The sequence below is a fragment of the Klebsiella sp. PL-2018 genome, assembly GCF_019048985.1.
GTDB classification, from domain to species: domain Bacteria; phylum Pseudomonadota; class Gammaproteobacteria; order Enterobacterales; family Enterobacteriaceae; genus Klebsiella; species Klebsiella michiganensis.
Window position 1 is genome coordinate 3,636,619 of record NZ_CP077673.1, and the last position, 16,785, is coordinate 3,653,403.

At 62.3% G+C, this 16,785-nt stretch carries 15 protein-coding genes and 1 pseudogene; 7 read left to right on the forward strand and 9 right to left on the reverse strand.

Annotated elements, in window-relative coordinates:
- Nucleotides 1-7: 7 nt before the first annotated feature.
- On the reverse strand, nt 8-793 hold the full coding sequence (locus MKleb_RS16965; RefSeq protein WP_014838043.1) for a transporter substrate-binding domain-containing protein: 786 nt from the start codon (nt 791-793) through the stop codon (nt 8-10).
- A gap of 214 nt (nt 794-1,007) precedes the next feature.
- Entirely contained in the window at nt 1,008-1,847 is an 840-nt protein-coding gene (gene hpxU, locus MKleb_RS16970; RefSeq protein WP_025106228.1) for a MurR/RpiR family transcriptional regulator HpxU, read from the reverse strand.
- A gap of 168 nt (nt 1,848-2,015) precedes the next feature.
- Here hpxU and hpxW point away from each other — a divergent pair, with 168 nt between their 5' ends.
- Genes hpxW through hpxZ form a run of 4 tightly spaced genes read left to right on the forward strand, consistent with a single transcriptional unit; the run spans nt 2,016 to nt 5,574 of the window.
- Complete coding sequence (gene hpxW / locus MKleb_RS16975) at nt 2,016-3,599, forward strand: oxamate amidohydrolase (RefSeq protein ID WP_025106227.1); 1,584 nt, start codon at nt 2,016-2,018, stop codon at nt 3,597-3,599.
- A 9-nt stretch (nt 3,600-3,608) separates the two neighbouring features.
- A complete protein-coding gene (gene hpxX, locus MKleb_RS16980) occupies nt 3,609-3,797 on the forward strand; it encodes an oxalurate catabolism protein HpxX (RefSeq protein ID WP_004131209.1) in 189 nt (62 codons plus the stop codon).
- Nucleotides 3,794-5,191 carry an AtzE family amidohydrolase gene (locus MKleb_RS16985; protein ID WP_025106226.1) on the forward strand — a complete coding sequence of 466 codons (1,398 nt, stop codon included), beginning with the start codon at nt 3,794-3,796 and terminating at the stop codon, nt 5,189-5,191. Before hpxX ends, MKleb_RS16985 begins: the two co-directional genes overlap by 4 nt.
- The gene (gene hpxZ, locus MKleb_RS16990) at nt 5,188-5,574 is read left to right on the forward strand and encodes an oxalurate catabolism protein HpxZ (RefSeq protein WP_025106225.1); all 387 of its coding nucleotides are present in this window, start codon (nt 5,188-5,190) and stop codon (nt 5,572-5,574) included. The genes MKleb_RS16985 and hpxZ overlap by 4 nt, the downstream gene beginning before the upstream one ends.
- A 120-nt stretch (nt 5,575-5,694) precedes the next feature.
- Here the strand turns inward: hpxZ and puuE are convergent, their stop codons facing one another.
- From puuE to MKleb_RS17005, 3 genes and pseudogenes are all read right to left on the reverse strand, one after another.
- Entirely contained in the window at nt 5,695-6,627 is a 933-nt protein-coding gene (gene puuE / locus MKleb_RS16995) for an allantoinase PuuE (protein ID WP_025106224.1), read from the reverse strand.
- Nucleotides 6,515-7,387, reverse strand: a pseudogene (locus tag MKleb_RS17000) (aspartate/glutamate racemase family protein); the annotation flags it as partial. The pseudogene MKleb_RS17000 and the gene puuE, both read right to left, overlap by 113 nt.
- Nucleotides 7,387-8,103, reverse strand: a complete 717-nt coding sequence (locus MKleb_RS17005) for a GntR family transcriptional regulator (RefSeq protein ID WP_025106223.1) — start codon at nt 8,101-8,103, stop codon at nt 7,387-7,389. The gene MKleb_RS17005 and the pseudogene MKleb_RS17000, both read right to left, overlap by 1 nt.
- Before the next feature lie 144 nt (nt 8,104-8,247).
- Here MKleb_RS17005 and MKleb_RS17010 point away from each other — a divergent pair, with 144 nt between their 5' ends.
- Nucleotides 8,248-9,735, forward strand: coding sequence for an NCS1 family nucleobase:cation symporter-1 (locus MKleb_RS17010; protein WP_217076019.1), 1,488 nt, complete (start codon nt 8,248-8,250; stop codon nt 9,733-9,735).
- A 109-nt stretch (nt 9,736-9,844) separates the two neighbouring features.
- Nucleotides 9,845-11,164 (forward strand): guanine deaminase, encoded by a 1,320-nt coding sequence (guaD, locus tag MKleb_RS17015; RefSeq protein WP_025106222.1) that lies wholly within the window; start codon nt 9,845-9,847, stop codon nt 11,162-11,164.
- A gap of 104 nt (nt 11,165-11,268) precedes the next feature.
- On the opposite strand, the gene uraH is transcribed toward guaD, so the two are convergent.
- The 3 genes from uraH to MKleb_RS17030 are packed head-to-tail and all read right to left on the reverse strand — an operon-like array spanning nt 11,269 to nt 13,452.
- A complete protein-coding gene (uraH, locus tag MKleb_RS17020; protein WP_025106221.1) occupies nt 11,269-11,595 on the reverse strand; it encodes a hydroxyisourate hydrolase in 327 nt (108 codons plus the stop codon).
- Nucleotides 11,592-12,092, reverse strand: a complete 501-nt coding sequence (gene uraD / locus MKleb_RS17025) for a 2-oxo-4-hydroxy-4-carboxy-5-ureidoimidazoline decarboxylase (protein ID WP_025106220.1) — start codon at nt 12,090-12,092, stop codon at nt 11,592-11,594. Before uraD ends, uraH begins: the two co-directional genes overlap by 4 nt.
- Nucleotides 12,070-13,452 (reverse strand): nucleobase:cation symporter-2 family protein, encoded by a 1,383-nt coding sequence (locus tag MKleb_RS17030; RefSeq protein ID WP_014228757.1) that lies wholly within the window; start codon nt 13,450-13,452, stop codon nt 12,070-12,072. Before MKleb_RS17030 ends, uraD begins: the two co-directional genes overlap by 23 nt.
- Before the next feature lie 346 nt (nt 13,453-13,798).
- Between MKleb_RS17030 and hpxO the strand changes: the two genes are divergently transcribed.
- Nucleotides 13,799-14,953: an FAD-dependent urate hydroxylase HpxO gene (gene hpxO, locus MKleb_RS17035; protein WP_025106219.1), complete on the forward strand. Its 1,155-nt coding sequence runs from the start codon at nt 13,799-13,801 to the stop codon at nt 14,951-14,953.
- An 877-nt stretch (nt 14,954-15,830) separates the two neighbouring features.
- Here hpxO and hpxR read toward each other — a convergent pair.
- Nucleotides 15,831-16,763 (reverse strand): LysR family hpxDE operon transcriptional regulator HpxR, encoded by a 933-nt coding sequence (hpxR, locus tag MKleb_RS17040; RefSeq protein WP_025106218.1) that lies wholly within the window; start codon nt 16,761-16,763, stop codon nt 15,831-15,833.
- Nucleotides 16,764-16,785 lie beyond the last annotated feature (22 nt).

Below are 16,785 nucleotides of genomic sequence, written 5' to 3' on the forward strand. Positions count from 1 at the left end.
CCGGACCTTACGCGCCGAGGCTGGCAGGCAGCGGCGCTTTCAGCCACTTCTCAGACAAACCGTTCAGGGTGCCGTCTTTTACGCCCTGCTCAATCAGCGCATCCACTTTCGCCTTCAGGGCCGGTTGGTTCTTTTTCAGGCCGATAAAGCACGGCGAATCCTTCAGCATAAAGCTCGGCACCGGGGCCTTGTCAGCGTTCTGCCGGGAGATGGCCGCCACCACCAGGTTGCCGGTGGCCACATACTGCACCTGGCCAGATAAATAGGCCGACAGCGTGGTGTTGTTATCTTCGTAGCGCTTAATCTGCGCCTCTTTCGGCGCCACGCTGGTCAGCACCATATCTTCCACCGCGCCGCGGGTCACGCCCACGCTTTTACCGCTCAGCGCCGCCGGGTCTTTCAGCTCCGCGCCTTTCGGGCCAAACACGCCGAGGAAGAACGGCGCATAGGCGCGGCTAAAGTCGATCACCTTTTCGCGCTCGGCGTTTTTACCGAGGCTGGAAATCACCAGGTCCACCTTATCGGTTTGCAGATAAGGCACGCGGTTGGCGCTGGTCACCGGCACCAGCTGCAGCTTGAGCTTCATCTCTTTGGCGAGATAGCGCGCCATATCGATGTCGTAGCCCTGCGGCTGAAGGTCGGTACCCACCGAGCCAAACGGCGGGAAATCCTGCGGCACCGCAATGCGGATCGTGCCGCGCTTTTCAATATCCTGGAGCTGGTCAGCTTTCGCCGCCGGGAGGTTGGTTAACAGACAAGCGGCCCCGGCCAGTGCGATCAACAGTTTCTTCATGATGTTTACCCGTTACGTTAGCATGAAACAAAAGATTCTTTGAAGTCACTTTTGCAACTAATGTGCCAGATACAGCGCCGCGCATCGGGTTAGCCCGTCGTTTGGCTAAGCGAACGTAAAACAAGGGAAATTGAGGAATTAAGAGGGAACGACCGCGCGTTCCCCCATTATTTTAACGCACCAAAATCATGCAAAGCACCACGCTGGCGCCCCATTATCGTTGCTCCAGCTCGTCCAGCTGCTGATAAAGGGTGGCGATGTCGTGAATGCGCGGGCGGCCTTTATCGAGAATTTCGTGCAGAAAGGCGTTCGACAGCAGATTGATCAGGCTATTGACCGAGGCGTAGCTGTCGTAGGCCGATACGCTATCCAGCGGCGCGCAGAGCCGCCAGCGCGCCAGCGGAAACAGGCCGTGGGCCTGCGGCTCGCACATCAGCAGCGCCGGAATGCCGCTGCTCTGCAGCTGCTGCAGCAGCGGGCGAATAATTCGCGGGCGGCGGCGGAACGCCATCACCACCACCAGATCGTCGGCGGTTAAATCCACCAGCTCTTCGCTTAAGCTTTGTCCCGGCTGCGGCAGCACCAGCACCTGCCCGCGCGCCTGCAGGAGCTGCTGGCGCAGATGCAGCGCCGCCGGATAAGCATTGCGCATGCCGATAATCATGATACGCCGGGCGCTCACCAGCGCCTGAATCGCCTCGGCGAACTGCTGGACATCAAGGGCGTTAACCCACTGGGTCAGGTTGGCCATCTCCTGTTTATAGTGGCGCGCCAGCAGCGTGTTGCCCTGCACCGCATCGCGATTATCGGTCAGCGGCATTCCGCTCTGGCGCAGGGTGCGCAGCTCATCGCGCATATCTTTATATTTTTCATAGCCCAGGCGCTTGAACAGACGGCTGACCGTGGCTTTCGATACGCCGCTCAGCTGCGCCAGCTCGGCGCTGTTGTAGCTAATCAGGTCATCAAAATGATCGAAAATAAAATCCGCCACCCGCTGCTCCTGGGGCGATAATGACGGGTACTGCTCTTTCAGTCGTTCATCAAGCTGTTGCATAAGACCTCTGTAACTTTCGTTTCACCGCACTATACCGTTAACGTCTTTCATAATGCATGCCAGTTCGACAAAAAACGCCCATCGCCAGCAGCAATTGAAACTTTACGTTCAGACATGGAACAGCTTTTGCAACCCTCTGCGGACATTTCGCTTAATTGAGGACACCCCATGCAAAGTCATGTTGCCGCCCGCGGGATGGCGGTTGCGCCCCATCATCTGGCCAGCCAGAGCGCGCTGGCGGTTCTGCGCGGAGGCGGAAGCGCCATCGAAGCGATGGTCGCCGCCGCTGCGACCATCGCCGTAGTTTACCCGCATATGAACGGCCTCGGCGGCGATGGCTTCTGGCTTATCGTGCCCCCCGAGGGCGATCCCATCGCCATTGACGCCAGCGGCGCGGCGGGGTCGCTGGCGACGCCGCAGGCCTACGCCGGCCTCGCGCAGATCCCCCACCGCGGCCCGCAGGCGGCCCTGACCGTGGCGGGCACCGTCAGCGGCTGGGACGAAGCGCTTAAGGTTTCGCGGGAGTTAACCGGGAAATCGCTGCCGCTGACGCGTCTGCTGGAGGATGCCATCGGTTACGCCGCCGGCGGTATCCCGGTGACCGCCTCGCAGGCCAGCGCGACCGCCGATAAATTCAGCGAACTGCGCGACCAGCCCGGCTTCGCCGAAACCTTTCTGGTGGACGGCCAGCCGCCGAAGGCCGGGAGCCGCTTTTTGCAGCCGGCGCTGGCGAACACCCTGCGCCGATTAACCGAAGACGGTTTAGACAGCTTCTATCGCGGGCCGCTGGCGGAGCAGCTGGCTCGCGGTATGGCAAAGTACGGACTGCCCGTCACCCTTAGCGACCTGCGGCAGCATCGCGCTCGCCGCCCCCAGCCGCTCAGGCTGGCGCACCGGCACGGCGAACTGTGGAACCTCGCGCCGCCGACCCAGGGACTGGTTTCGCTGGCGATCCTCGGCATCACCGACAGGCTGGCGATGGCCGATGCCGACGATGCGATGACCGTCCACCGAATTGTGGAGGCGACCAAGCTGGCCTTCGGCCTGCGCGACGCGCATATCACCGATCCCCGCCACCTTGATGTCGATATCCAGAGCCTGCTGACGCCGGCGGCGCTGCAGCCGCTGGCGGAGAATATCGACGACCAGCGGGCGGCCCCGTGGGGCGCGGGCAAAGGCCCGGGCGACACCGTGTGGATGGGGGTTATCGATAAAAGCGGGCTGGCGGTCTCCTTTATACAAAGCCTGTACCACGAGTTCGGCAGCGGCGTGGTGCTGCCGGAAAGCGGCATTGTCTGGCAGAACCGCGGAGCATCGTTCAGCCTCGACCCGCGCCACCTGCTGGCGCTGGCGCCCGGCAAGCAGCCGTTTCACACCCTCAACCCCGCCGCCGCAAGGCTGAACGATGGCCGGGTGATGGTATACGGCTCCATGGGTGGCGACGGCCAGCCGCAAACTCAGGCCGCTATTTTCACCCGCTACGTCATGCAAAACGTGCCGCTACAGGAGAGCATCACCCGGCCGCGCTGGCTGCTGGGGCGCACCTGGGGGCAGACTTCCGACTCGCTCAAGCTGGAGGGCCGCTTCAGCGCCGAAAGCGTTGCCCGCCTGCGTCAGCTGGGACACGACGTTGACGTGCTGGCCGATTTTAGCGAAGCCATGGGCCACGCCGGGGCGATTGTACGCCATCCCAACGGCCTGTTTGAGGGGGCCAGCGATCCGCGCAGCAACGGCTCCGCCGCCGGATATTAGGAGCTGATGATGAACACACCGCACAACGAATGGGACGCTTACCTCACACAAATGGAACAGCTGCTGGCGCTGGAGCTGGACGATGCGCGGCGCGCAGAGCTCAGGGTGCAGTTTAGCCGCATCGCTGCCATGGCCGGGCCGCTGCTGGCCTTTCCCCTCGACGATCGCGTCGAAATCGCCGGAGTCTATAAAGCATGAAGCTACCTGAAATGACGATTCACGAAATCCAGCGCGCGCTGGCCGCCGGCGAGCTCAGCGCCAAAGAGATCGCCCGCCACACCCTGGAGAACATCGCCCGCGTTAACCCGCAGATCAACGCCTGGACCCACGTCAGCGAAAAGCGCATGCTCGCTGAGGCAGAGAATATCGATACCCTGCGGCGGGAAAAAAAGCCCCTGCCCGCGCTGGCAGGCGTTCCCTACGCGGTGAAAAATCTGTTCGATGTCGCCGGCCATACCACCCTTGCCGGGGCGCAGCTGCTGAGCGATCGCCCCGCCGCCGCCGCCGACAGCTGGGCGGTGCGCCAGCTACATAGCGCGGGCGCGCTGCTCTCCGGGATGCTGAATATGGATGCCTACGCCTACGGTTTTACCACCGAGAACAGCCACTACGGGGCGACGCGTAACCCGCACGATCTTTCGCGGATCGCAGGCGGCTCCTCGGGCGGGTCGGCGGCGGCGGTGGCCGCCGGGCTGGTGAATTTCTCGCTGGGCAGCGATACCAACGGCTCCATTCGCGTCCCGGCCTCGCTGTGCGGGATCTTCGGCCTCAAGCCGACCTTTGGCCGGTTATCGCGCTCCGGCAGCCATCCTTTCGTCGCCAGCCTCGACCATATCGGTCCGTTTGCCCGCTGCGTCAGCGACCTTTCGGCGGTCTACGATGCGCTGCAGGGTCGCGATCCGGGCGATGGTTTTCAGGCCGACAAGGCCAGCGAGCGCACGGCGAATCTGCTGTCACGCGGTCTCGAAGGCCTGCGCTGCGCCACCCTCGGCGGTTATTTTACGACATGGTGCGATAACGACGCCCGTGCGGCCGTCGCTCGCGTCGCCGGGGCGCTGGCGGCGCATGAGGCTGTGATTTTCCCGGAGGCGGAGCTGGCCCGCTCGGCGGCGTTTATTCTCAGCGCCGCCGAGGGCGGAAATCAGTACCTGCCCGCGCTGCGTAGCCAGCCCGAACGTTTTGAGCCGAACTCCCGCGAGCGCCTGCTGGCGGGCGCGATGATCCCGTCGGCCTGGTATCTTCAGGCCCAGCGCTTCCGCCGCCACGCGCAGCAGGCGTTTAAAGCCCTGTTCGCCCATGCGGATGTGCTGATTGCCCCGGCCACGCCGTGCAGCGCGACGCTCATCGGCGCGCAGACCATGGAGATTAACGGCCAGCCGCTGCCGATTCGCGCCAGCATGGGGATGCTGACCCAGCCCATCTCCTTCCTTGGCCTGCCGGTGGTCACCGTGCCGCTGCGTACGGCGAACGGTCAGCCGATTGGCCTGCAGCTGATTGCCGCGCCTTTTAATGAACAAGCCTGTCTGCGCGCGGCGCGGGCGCTGGAAGAGATGGGCATTACCGACGCCCGCCCGGTGGAGATAGCAGCATGATGACGCAAGAGCAGATTAATCGCCCGTTGGTTCTCGCCGAGGTGACGGCGGCGTTTTACCGCTATGAGGAAGCGCTGGTGAGCAACGATATCGCGGTGCTGGATGAGCTGTTCTGGCACGATAAGCGCACGGTGCGGCTGGGGGCCGGGGAAAATCTCTACGGTATCGACGAAATCCGCGCCTTTCGCGCCGCCCGCCCGGCAGCGGGTTTGCAGCGCGAGCTGCGGCACACCACCATCACCACCTTCGGCGAGGATTACGCGGTGTGCAGCACCGAATTCACCCGCGAAGGCAGCGAACGCATTGGCCGACAGCAGCAAACCTGGGTGCGCTTCCCCTGCGGCTGGCGCATCGTCGCCGCCCAGGTGAGTTTGATGAGTTAAGCCCCGCGCCTTTCCCGGTATCCCCCGGGTTGCGCTGCGCTTACCCGGGCTACCGGATTGCGGCCGTTTGCAGAGCTGTAGCCCGGGTAAGCCGCTTGCGGCGCGACCCGGGGAACGCCTTTACCCCCGGAACGGATGAACGTCGCGCCAGTGGTCGGCAATCTGCTGACGAGTGCAGACCCAAACCTGGTCGTGCTGCTGCACATAATCGAGGAAACGCTGCAGCGCGCGAAAGCGGCCCGGACGTCCCAGCAGGCGGCAGTGCATACCGATGGACATCATCTTCGGCGCGCTGGCCCCCTCTTCATACAGCACATCAAAGCTGTCTTTCAGATAGGTGTAAAACTGCTCGGCGGTATTGAACCCCTGGGCGGTGGCAAAGCGCATATCGTTGGCGTCGAGGGTATAAGGTACGATCAGGTGCGGCTTACGCGTCCCGTCGCCGCAGGCCACCTCGCTCCAGAACGGCAGATCGTCGCCATAATAGTCGCTGTCGTAATCAAAACCGCCGTGCTCCACCACCAACTGGCGGGTATGGGGACTATCGCGCCCGGTATACCAGCCGGTGGGCGATTTGCCAAACAGATCGGTTAACACCTGCACGGCTTTATGAAGATGCTCCCGCTCCTGCTCGATAGGCATATTCTGGTAGTGGATCCAGCGCCAGCCGTGGCTGACCACGTCATAGTTCGCCGACTTAATCGCCTCGACCACCTCGGGATGACGCGCCAGCGCCATGGCGACGCCAAACACGGTCAGCGGCAGTCCCCGCTGGCTGAACTCATTATGGATGCGCCAGAAACCGGCGCGGCTGCCGTACTCATACAGCGAATCCATCGACATATGCCGGTCAGGATAGCTGGCGGCGCCGATAATATCGGACAGAAACTGCTCAGAACCGGCATCGCCGTGCAGCACGTGGTTTTCCGAGCCCTCTTCGTAGTTCAGAACAAACTGCACGGCGATGCGCGCGTTGTTCGGCCACCGCGCGTGCGGCGGCTGTCCGCCGTAGCCGCGCAGATCGCGCGGGTAATCGTCTGCCAAAAATGCCATCTGCTACCTCTTCATATTAAAAGGGATTTAATGCCTGAAATTTGCCGCTCAACGCCTTGGCTTCCGGAAACCCTAAATCGCCCTGCTTGCTGGTCGACAGGCCTAACGCCACCAGCGACTCAACCATTTTGACCGCCGCGCTGACGCCATCGATCACCGGCACGCGCAGCTCGCGGGTCAGCTCCTGGGCCAGCGTCGCCATCCCGCCGCAGCCCAGCACGATAGCCCCGCAGCCGTCCTCTTTTAGCGCCTGGATACAGCGCGCTCGTACTTTCTCCTGCGCCAGACCGCTGCCGTCCTCCAGCGCCAGCACCGGTAAATCAATGGCGTGCAGGGCGGCGCAGTGGTCATGAAAACCATACTGGTGCAGCAGATGACGGGCGATGATCAGGGTGCGCGGCAGCGTGGTCACGATGGAGAAACGGGTGGCCACCAGCGTCGCCATATGCATCGCCGCTTCGGCAATCCCCACCACCGGCCCCTGCGCCAGCTCGCGCGCCGCCAGCAGCCCGGGGTCGCCAAAACAGGCGATCACGTGCCCGTCTACCCCCTGTTGACGACCGGCTTTGATCTGCTCCAGCACGCCCACGGCGGCGATGGCTTCATCAAAGTGGCCCTCTATCGACGGCACGCCCTCGCGGGGGCAGACCGCCAGAATCTCGGTTCCCGGCGCGGCAGCCGCCCGCGCGGCGGCACCGATGGTTTCCGTCATGGCCAGGCTGGTGTTGGGGTTGATGACTTGTATACAAACAGCGGCCATTACGGCTCCTTATAGCCGGCAAACAGCCGGGCAAAATCGGGCAGGGTCACGCCAGAGCGCTCAAAACAGAGGCTGGCGACAATATGTTCAAAATGGTGGCTTAAGGCGTCGCTCAGGAGCTGGAGCGCCTTGTCGCGCAGCAGCTGGACAAGCTGTTCGTGATCGTCGCAGCGGCAGCCCTGACGCCACGGCGATCCCCACGCCGCGATAACCAAGGATGAACGCTGGCTCAGGCGGGTCACCATCTCGGTGAGCACCTGATTGCCGGAGATCGCCTGCAGCTGGATATGAAACTCGGCCGAATAGCGGATCGCCGCCGGGCCGTCATAGCGTTCATGCGCCTGCTGCTCCTGACGGATAATGGCCTCCAGCGCCGCCAGGTGCGGCGGCTGGCAGCGGGTCAGCACATCCGGCAGGTTGGCCACCTCCAGCAGCGCGCGGGTACGGAAGATCGCCTGCGCCTCTTCGACCGTTGGGCTGGCGACCTGTGCACCACGTTTGGGCGTCAGGGCGACCATTTGCACAGTCGCGAGTCGTTGCAGCACTTTTCTGATCCCGGTGCGGCTTACGCCAAACACCTCCGCCAGCGCCTCCTCCGGCAGTTTGCTCCCCGGCGGCAGCTGATGCTCGACGATCGCGGTCATCAGCGCCTGATAGATGGATTCGTCTTTATCCTGCAGCTCTGGCGCGGCCTGCAGACGATGTTGGTTGCTCATTAACCACTCCGACTTTCACTTTTTGATATCGAATCGTATACATAAAATTTAATTCTTGCATACAAAATTAACTGTTTTGGCCTGATTCCTGCAACAGCCTCGGTAATCCATTTAAACGGGTGTTCATTTACAGGAGCAGGTTTCATGCCAAATCAACAAAATACGCATCAGGTTAAGGCCGCTGATCCCCACGCTGGATACAGCCCACGGCTTTGCAATGAGGATCTGGCGCCGACGCGCGACCAGAACTGGAGCTGGTACAACATCTTTTCTTTCTGGATGTCGGACGTGCACAGCATGGGAGGCTACGTGGTGGCGGCGAGCTTCTTTACCCTTGGTCTTGCGAGCTGGCAGGTGCTGCTGTGCCTGCTGGTGGGGATTTGCATCGTTCAGCTGTGCGCCAACCTGGTGGCGAAGCCCAGCCAGATGGCGGGGGTGCCCTACGCAGTCATTTGTCGTCAGGCGTTTGGCGTCTTTGGGGCCAATATTCCGGCGGTGATCCGCGGGCTTATCGCCTTCGCGTGGTACGGCATTCAGACCTATCTCGCCGCCAACGCGCTGATGCTGGTGCTGTTGAAGTTCTGGCCCTCGCTGTCGACGCTCACCGCTTCCAGCTTCCTTGGCCTGTCGCATCTGGGCTGGCTCTGCTTCGCCACCATGTGGCTGCTGCAGGCGATGGTGTTCTGGCACGGGATGAACGCCATCAAGCGCTTTATCGATATCGCCGGCCCGGCGGTCTACGTGGTAATGCTGGCGCTGGCGGGATGGATTGTATACAAGACCGGTTTTGACGGGATCTCCTTTACCCTCGCCAGCAAATCGCTGAGCGCCGGGGAGCAGACCTGGCAGATGATCACCGCCACCGTGCTGGTGGTCTCCTACTTCTCCGGCCCGCTGCTCAACTTTGGCGATTTCTCGCGCTACGGCAAAAGCATGGGCGAGATCCGCCGCGGCAACCGCTGGGGCCTGCCGTTTAACTTCCTGCTGTTCTCCATCGTGACCGTGGTGATTGTCTCCGGCACGCAGTCGCTGTTTGGCCGCATGATCACCGACCCGATTGAGACCGTGAGCCGCGTGGGTAACGACCTGGCGGTCGCCATTGGCCTGCTGACCATGATCACCGCCACCATCGGGATTAATATCGTGGCCAACTTTGTCTCCCCGGCGTTCGATTTCTCTAACTGCTCGCCGCAGAAAATCAGCTTCCGCACCGGCGGGATGATTGCCGCCGTGGGATCGATTTTGCTGACGCCGTGGAACCTGTTTAACTCGCCGGAGCTGATCCACTACACCCTCGACGTGCTGGGGGCGTTTATCGGCCCGCTGTTCGGTATCCTGATCGTGGACTTTTACATCATTAAGCGCGGCAAGGTTTCCGTTAACGACCTGTTCGACGACACGCCAAAAGGCCAGTACTGGTACCGCAACGGCTTTAACCCGAAAGCGATCGCCGCCCTGGTACCCTCCGTCGCGATTGGTCTGGTCATCAGCTTTATTCCGGCCCTGCACGAAGTGGCTAACTTTAGCTGGTTTATCGGCGTCTTCCTGAGCGGCGCGGCCTATCGCTGGATCGCCCGCGACGAGCGCGTCGGCGCCACCGCCGGCTTCAGCGCCCTCGCCCAGAAAGAGTAACCCGGCTTTCCCGCCGCGGCGTCACGTCGCGGCGGCTCTCCGCCTGCGCAAACTGGCATTAATCTTGCTCAATCAACCTATCCTTTCGCTAACCCACAGGGCAGCTATGATGTTTGACTACCATGCCGCGGTTCGCGGCGCATTTTTCGATATCGCCGGGGTTGCCGAGAGCGCCGACGATATCGCCCGCCAGGCGCGCTATCTGGAGGATGGCGTGTTGTTTCTTCGCGACGGACGCATTCAGGCGCTGCTGCCGTGGCAGGAGGGCGAACGCTTTCTGCACCCGCAGAAGGGCTATCGCGACCTGCGCGGTAAGCTACTGCTGCCGGGGTTTGTCGATGCCCACGTCCACTATCCGCAAACCGAGATGATCGGCGCATTTGGCGAGCAACTGCTGGAATGGCTCACCACTTATACCTTTCCGGTGGAGAGCCAGTTTGCCGATGCCGACTACGCCGCGGAGATCGCGCAGTTTTTTGTCAACCAGCTGCTGAGCCACGGCACCACCACCGCACTGGTTTTTTGTACGCTGCATCCGCAATCGGTGGATGCCCTGTTTAACGAAGCGCTGCGCCTGAATATGCGCCTGCTCGCCGGCAAAGTGATGATGGATCGCCACGCGCCGGACTACCTTAGCGAAAGCGCGGAGCAGAGCTACCGGCAAACCCGCGAACTGATTGAACGCTGGCACCGGCGCGGCCGCCTCGGCTATGCCATTACGCCGCGCTTCGCGCCGACCTCAACGCCGGAGCTGCTGGCCGCGGTGCGGCAGCTGCGGGAAGAGTTTCCCGATACCTGGCTGCACACCCATCTGAGCGAAAACCTCAACGAAGTGGCGTGGGTAAAAAGCCTGTGGCCGGAGCATGAGCACTATCTTGACGTCTACCATCACTATCGGCTGACCGGCGAGCGTAGCGTGTTTGCCCACGGCATTCACCTGGCGGACGCCGAGTGGCAGTGCCTGCACGAGACCGGCTCAGCGCTGGCCTTCTGCCCGACGTCAAACCTGTTTCTCGGCAGCGGGCTGTTTCGTTTACCGGCCTGCTGGCAGAACAAAGTGCGCATGGGCATCGGTAGCGATGTTGGCGCGGGCACCACGTTCAGTATGCTGCGCACCCTCGGCGAGGCGTATAAGGTCAGCCAGCTGCAAAGCTATCGCCTGCGCGCCAGCGAAGCCTTCTACCATGCGACCCTTGGCGGCGCGCGCGCGCTGCGCCTTGACGAGAAGATTGGCAATTTCCAGCCCGGCAAAGAGGCCGATTTTGTGGTTATCGACCCGGCGGTCACGCCGCTGCAAAGGTTGCGCAGCGGGCGCTGCAAAGATATCTATGAACAGCTGTTCGTGCTGATGACCCTGGGCGATGAACGTAATATCAGCGAGACGTGGGTAAACGGCGAGCGCGTGTGGGGGGATGCGGCTGCGCAGTAGTCCCTTTCCCGGAGGCGGCACGTTGTGCCTGTCCGGGCTACCAGACCACAGACAGTGCCGAACTCGTAGCCCGGACAGGCGCGCAGCGCCGCCTCCGGGGAAATTTAGCTGCCGCGATAGGTGGACCAGCCGCCGGGGGCAATTAAAAACGGTAAATGATAGTGCTCGCCGGCCGCTTCGCGGATGACGAAATCAATCTGCGCGCTCAGGTAGAGCGTCTCGCGCCCGCTGGCGGCAAACCACTCGCCGATTTCCGCGCACAACCGGTAACGCCCCGGCGCCAGCGTCCCGGCGCCGAGTTCGCCAATGCGACCGTTATCATCGGTGACGCCGCGGGCAACCAGCGCGCCTTCGCGCTCCAGCGCAATCTTTACGCCCTGCGCCGGTCGGCCGGTGGAAATATCCAGAATATGGGTGCTTAAGGTACTCATTCGCCAATCGCTCCTTCCAGTCTTAATAGGGTGATTTCGCGCAGCTGCGCTAACGCGTCCTCGACTTCTGCGCGCTCGCTGTTTTGCAGGCGACGCGACAGCGCCGCCAGGATTTCATCCCCGCTGCGCCCTTTCGCGCGAATCAAAAAGACCCGGCCAAATCGCGCTTCGTAGCGGGCGTTGCCCTCTTTCAGCGCCTGCGCCAGCGCAGCATCGCGGTCATCAACGCTTCCCTGTTCCTGACGCGAGAGCGCCGCGTGCGCCTGAGACCCGGCGGGCTTTTCGCCGATACGCGGATGGGCGCTTAGCGCCTCGGTCAGCTCCGCTTCGCCCCACGCCGCCATCAGCCGCCGGGAGGCGTTGAGTAAATCAGCGCGGCTGCGCCAGGGCCGGCCGGCGGCCAGCGCCGCAGCCCAGCCGGAGATGGCCACGCAGGGTTCCAGCACGGCGACGGCATGTTCGCCGCTCAGCTGATTAAAGTGATTCAGCGCGATCATCGGTGCTCCTTGTGGCCGCCGCCGCGGCCGGTTTCTCTTCCGGAATAATCAGATTCAGGACAATCGCCACCAGCCCGCCGCTGGTCGCCGCGGAACCGAACAGGTTACCCACGATCGGCGGGAAGTGGGTCAGAAACGCCGGAACCGCTTCAATGCCGAGACCAAAACCGAAGGCCAGGCCAACGATCAGCATATCGCGACGGGTTAGCGGTTTCTGGGTGATAATGCGGATCCCCGCCGCCACAACGCAGCCAAACATCACCATCGTCGCGCCGCCCAGCACCGGCGCCGGGATCTGGCGCAGTATCTCGCCGAACGGCGGAAACAGGCCCAGCAGAATCAAAATCACCCCGATGTAGCGGCCAACGTAGCGGCTGGCGACGCCAGTCATCTGAATCACGCCGTTGTTTTGCGCAAAGGTGGTATTGGGGAACGCGCACAGCATCGCCGCCACCATGCAGCTTATGCCATCGGCAAGAATGCCGCCTTTCAGCCGCGAACGAAAGGCCTCGTCATCTATCGACTGCTGAGAGATCAGGCAATTGGCCGTCAGATCGCCTACCGCCTCAAGAATGCAGACCAGCGACACCAGCGCAATCGGCAGAAAAATCGCGCTGTTAAACTGAAAACCAAACGGGAACAGCTGCGGTAAGCGGAACCAGACATCGCCGACGCCTTTAAGCTGGAACGATCCGCTCAGCGCCGCCGCCGCGCAGCCGACGGCAATCCCCACCACCACCGAAGAGAGACGCAGCCAGCGGTTTTTCGCACAGCTCAGCAGGACGATGGTCCCCAGCGTGCCCGCGCCGAGGGCGATATTGCTCATGCTGGCAAACGCTTTAGCCTGCTCGCCGCCGCACCAGTTAATGACGCTGACTTTAATCAGGCTAATGCCGATCAGCGCAATCACGCTGCCGGTAATCACCGGAGTAAAAATGCGCTTCAGCGGTTCAATAAAGCGGCTGACGAGACAGGGCACCAGCGCGGCAACAACGTTGACGCCAAACAGCATGGCCATAATATCCTGCGGCGTGCCGCCCTGCCCTTTTACCCACATACCGCCGGCAATGGCGACGCCGAGGAACGCAAAGCTGGTCCCCTGCATACAGATCATGCCCGCGCCGATCCCCCACAGGCGGTTGGATTGCAGGAAGGTCCCGATGCCGGAAGCCAGCAGGGACATGCTGATCAAATAGGGCAGCCACTCCCCCAGCCCCAGCGCCGCGCCGATAATCAGCGGCGGCGTAATAATGCCTACCAGCCCGGCGAGTACGTGCTGTAAGGCGCTAAAAAAAGCCGGGAGCGGCGGGATCCGCTGCTCAAGGCCGTACAGTAAGCCGCCGTTTTTTTCATCTGACATGGTCGTTTCATCCCGTTGCGAATAAGCGTGCGGGAACGGGTGCACAAAACAGGCCAAACTCGCTCACATTTGCGCAACATTTAATTTTATTCCGTTTTTTCAATCAGATAACCCATCATTTTTGCCAGGCACCCGGCGTCTGATCTCGGCAAGACAATGAAACATTAGATTCTCAATTACAAATTTAGAAATTATTGATTCATAAAAAGGCAATAAAACCCGCTCTGCGCACCAGCGTTGTGCAACCGCACGGTCGCGGGGAGACCGAATCGGCGAAATCAGCGCCTGCGCCAAAGTGGTACGCAAATTGCTCAAGCCAATAACGACGTATGTAAAGGAGAAGCAAATGAAAGCATTAATTATCGGCGGCGGAATCGGCGGCCTGAGCGCGGCGGTGGCATTAAAAAATGCCGGTATCCACTGCGAAGTCTTTGAAGCGGTGAAAGAAATCAAGCCGGTGGGCGCGGCCATCTCCATCTGGCCTAACGGCGTTAAGTGCATGAAGCATTTAGGCATGGGGGATATTATCGAGAGTTACGGCGGCCCCATGTATTTTCTGGCTTACAAGGATTATCTGCGCGGGGAGACTCTGACGCAGTTCAGCCTCGCGCCGCTGGTGGCGCGCACCGGCGGTCGTCCCTGTCCGGTTTCCCGCGCCGAGCTGCAGCGCGAGATGCTCGACTTCTGGGGGCGCGACGCCGTGCAGTTTGGTAAACGCGTCACCCGCTGCGAAGAAAACGCCGACGGGGTTCGCGTCTGGTTTACCGACGGGTCGATGGCTGAAGGCGATTTTCTGATCGCCGCCGACGGTAGCCATTCGGCGCTGCGCCCGTACGTGCTCGGCTATACCCCTGAGCGCCGCTACGCGGGCTACGTTAACTGGAACGGTCTGGTGGAAATTGATGAGGCGATTGCGCCGGGCAACCAGTGGACCACCTTCGTTGGCGAGGGGAAACGGGTGTCGCTGATGCCGGTCTCCGATGGACGGTTTTACTTTTTCTTTGATGTTCCGCTCCCGGCGGGGCTGGCCGAGGATCGCAGCACCCTGCGCGCGGATCTCAGCCGCTACTTCAGCGGCTGGTCGCCGCAGGTGCAGAAGCTGATCGCCGCCCTCGACCCGCAGACCACCAACCGCATTGAAATCCATGATATCGAGCCGTTTGAACGGCTGGTTCGCGGCAAGGTGGCGCTGCTGGGCGATGCCGGGCACAGCACCACGCCGGATATCGGCCAGGGCGGCTGCGCGGCGCTGGAGGATGCGGTGGTGCTGGGGGATCTGTTCCGCCAGAGCCGGGATATCACCAAGGTATTGCGCCAGTACGAAGCGCAGCGCTGCGACCGGGTCCGCGACCTGGTGCTGAAGGCGCGTAAACGCTGCGATGTGACCCACGGTAAAGATATGGCGCTGACGGAAGCCTGGTATCAGGAGCTGAAATCCGAAACCGGGGAGCGGATTATCAACGGTCTGTGCGAAACCATTCAGGGCGGCCCGCTGGGGTAAAGATGCTGGCATCAGCCCCCTTCCCGGCTCGCGGCGTAAACGCCTTAGCCGGGCTACCGGATCGCAGATGCCGGGGAACCTGTAGCCCGGTCAGCTCGTAGCCCGGCTAAGCGCAGCGCGAGCCGGGAAGAAGCCACGCCGATGCATCACCCCGACGCCGTCCCGGAGGCGGCGCTGCGCGCCTGTCCGGGCTACCGGATCGCAGACGTGGGTGAACCCGTAGCCCCGGTCAGCGCAGCGCCACCGGGTAAGCAGGCCGCAGAGTATTTCAGGCCGGGCCTGTTCCCGGCTCGCGGCGTAAACGCCTTAGCCGGGCTACCGGATCGTAGACGCCGGGGAACCCGTAGCCCCGGTCAGCTCGTAGCCCGGCTAAGCGCAGCGCGAGCCGGGAAGAAGCCACGCCGATGCATCACCCCGGCACCGTCCCGGAGGCGGCGCTGCGCGCCTGTCCGGGCTACCGGATCGCAGATGCCGGGGAACCTGTAGCCCGGTCAGCGCAGCGCCACCGGGTAAGCAGGCCGCAGAGTATTTCAGGCCGGGTCTGTTCCCGGCTCGCGGCGTAAACGCCTTAGCCGGGCTACCGGATCGTAGACGCCGGGCAACCCGTAGCCCCGGTCAGCGCAGCTCGTAGCCCGGCTAAGCGCAGCGCGAGCCGGGAAGAAGCCACGCCGATGCATCACCCCGACACCGTCCCGGAGGCGGCGCTGCGCGCCTGTCCGGGTAAGCAGGTCGCAGAGTATTTCAGGCCGGGTCTGTTCCCGGCTCGCGGCGTAAACGCCTTAGCCGGGCTACCGGATCGCAGACGCGGGGAACCCGTAGCCCGGTCAGCGCAGCGCCACCGGGGAAGCAGGCCGCAGAGTATTTCAGGCCGGGCATATTACGCAGACGGGGGGGAAGCCGCTGTCCCGGCCTGCATCTCCTCCATCACGGCGGTCAGCTTCTGGATCGCCATCTGCGCCGGGCGGGAGAGCTGGCGCGATGGCGCGGTGCACAGGGCCAGGGTGAGCGGTCGCAGCAGCTTGTTGCGCAGCGGGACAAACGCCAGCTGCCCGAGCTTCACCTCTTCCAGCACGTCCAGACGGCTGAGAATAGTCACGCCGCCGCCTTTAAGCACCAGCGATTTAATCAGCCGGATATCGTTGCAGCTGATACTGTTCGCCGGGAAAAAATCATAATGGCGATAGAGCATCGCGACCCGATCGTGGACGATCAGCGGCGCGCCGGGAACAATATGCCGCTCCTCGCTGAGCTCGCCTAGCGACAGCATCGCAGCCTGCGCCTGGGGGTGATCCGGACGCATCACCGCGCCCATCTCCAGTTCAGCAAAGGCCAGTACGCTCAGTCCGGCCTGGCCTTCAGGATCCAGAATCAGGCCGAAATCAAGATCCGCCTGCCGCACCTTCTGGCTGACGGTATGGCTATCCGCGACCTGCAAATTCAGCTCGAGCCACTGCCAGCTGCCGATAATCTCCGCCAGCGCGGCGGCAAAGCTCCCTTCCGCCAGCGCCTGCACCATGCCAAGGCTAACGGTGCCGCGCTTTAGCCCCTGCAGCTCATCAAACTTTTGCCGCGTCAGATGAAACTCCTTTTGCCAGCGCAGCAGATTGTCGTACAGCAGCTCTCCGGCGGTGGTCATGCGCAGCCCTTCCGGCAGGCGTTCGAACAGCGGCGTGCCGAAGGCCTCTTCCGCCTGCAAGATTTGCCGGTTGATGGCCGAGGCGGAAATATGCAGCTTTTCTGCCGCCCGCCGCAGGCTACCGCTGCGGGCGACCTCGGCAAAATAGAGGGCGAAACGTGAAAATGGGCTCATCGGTGACCTGTTCTCTTTTTTG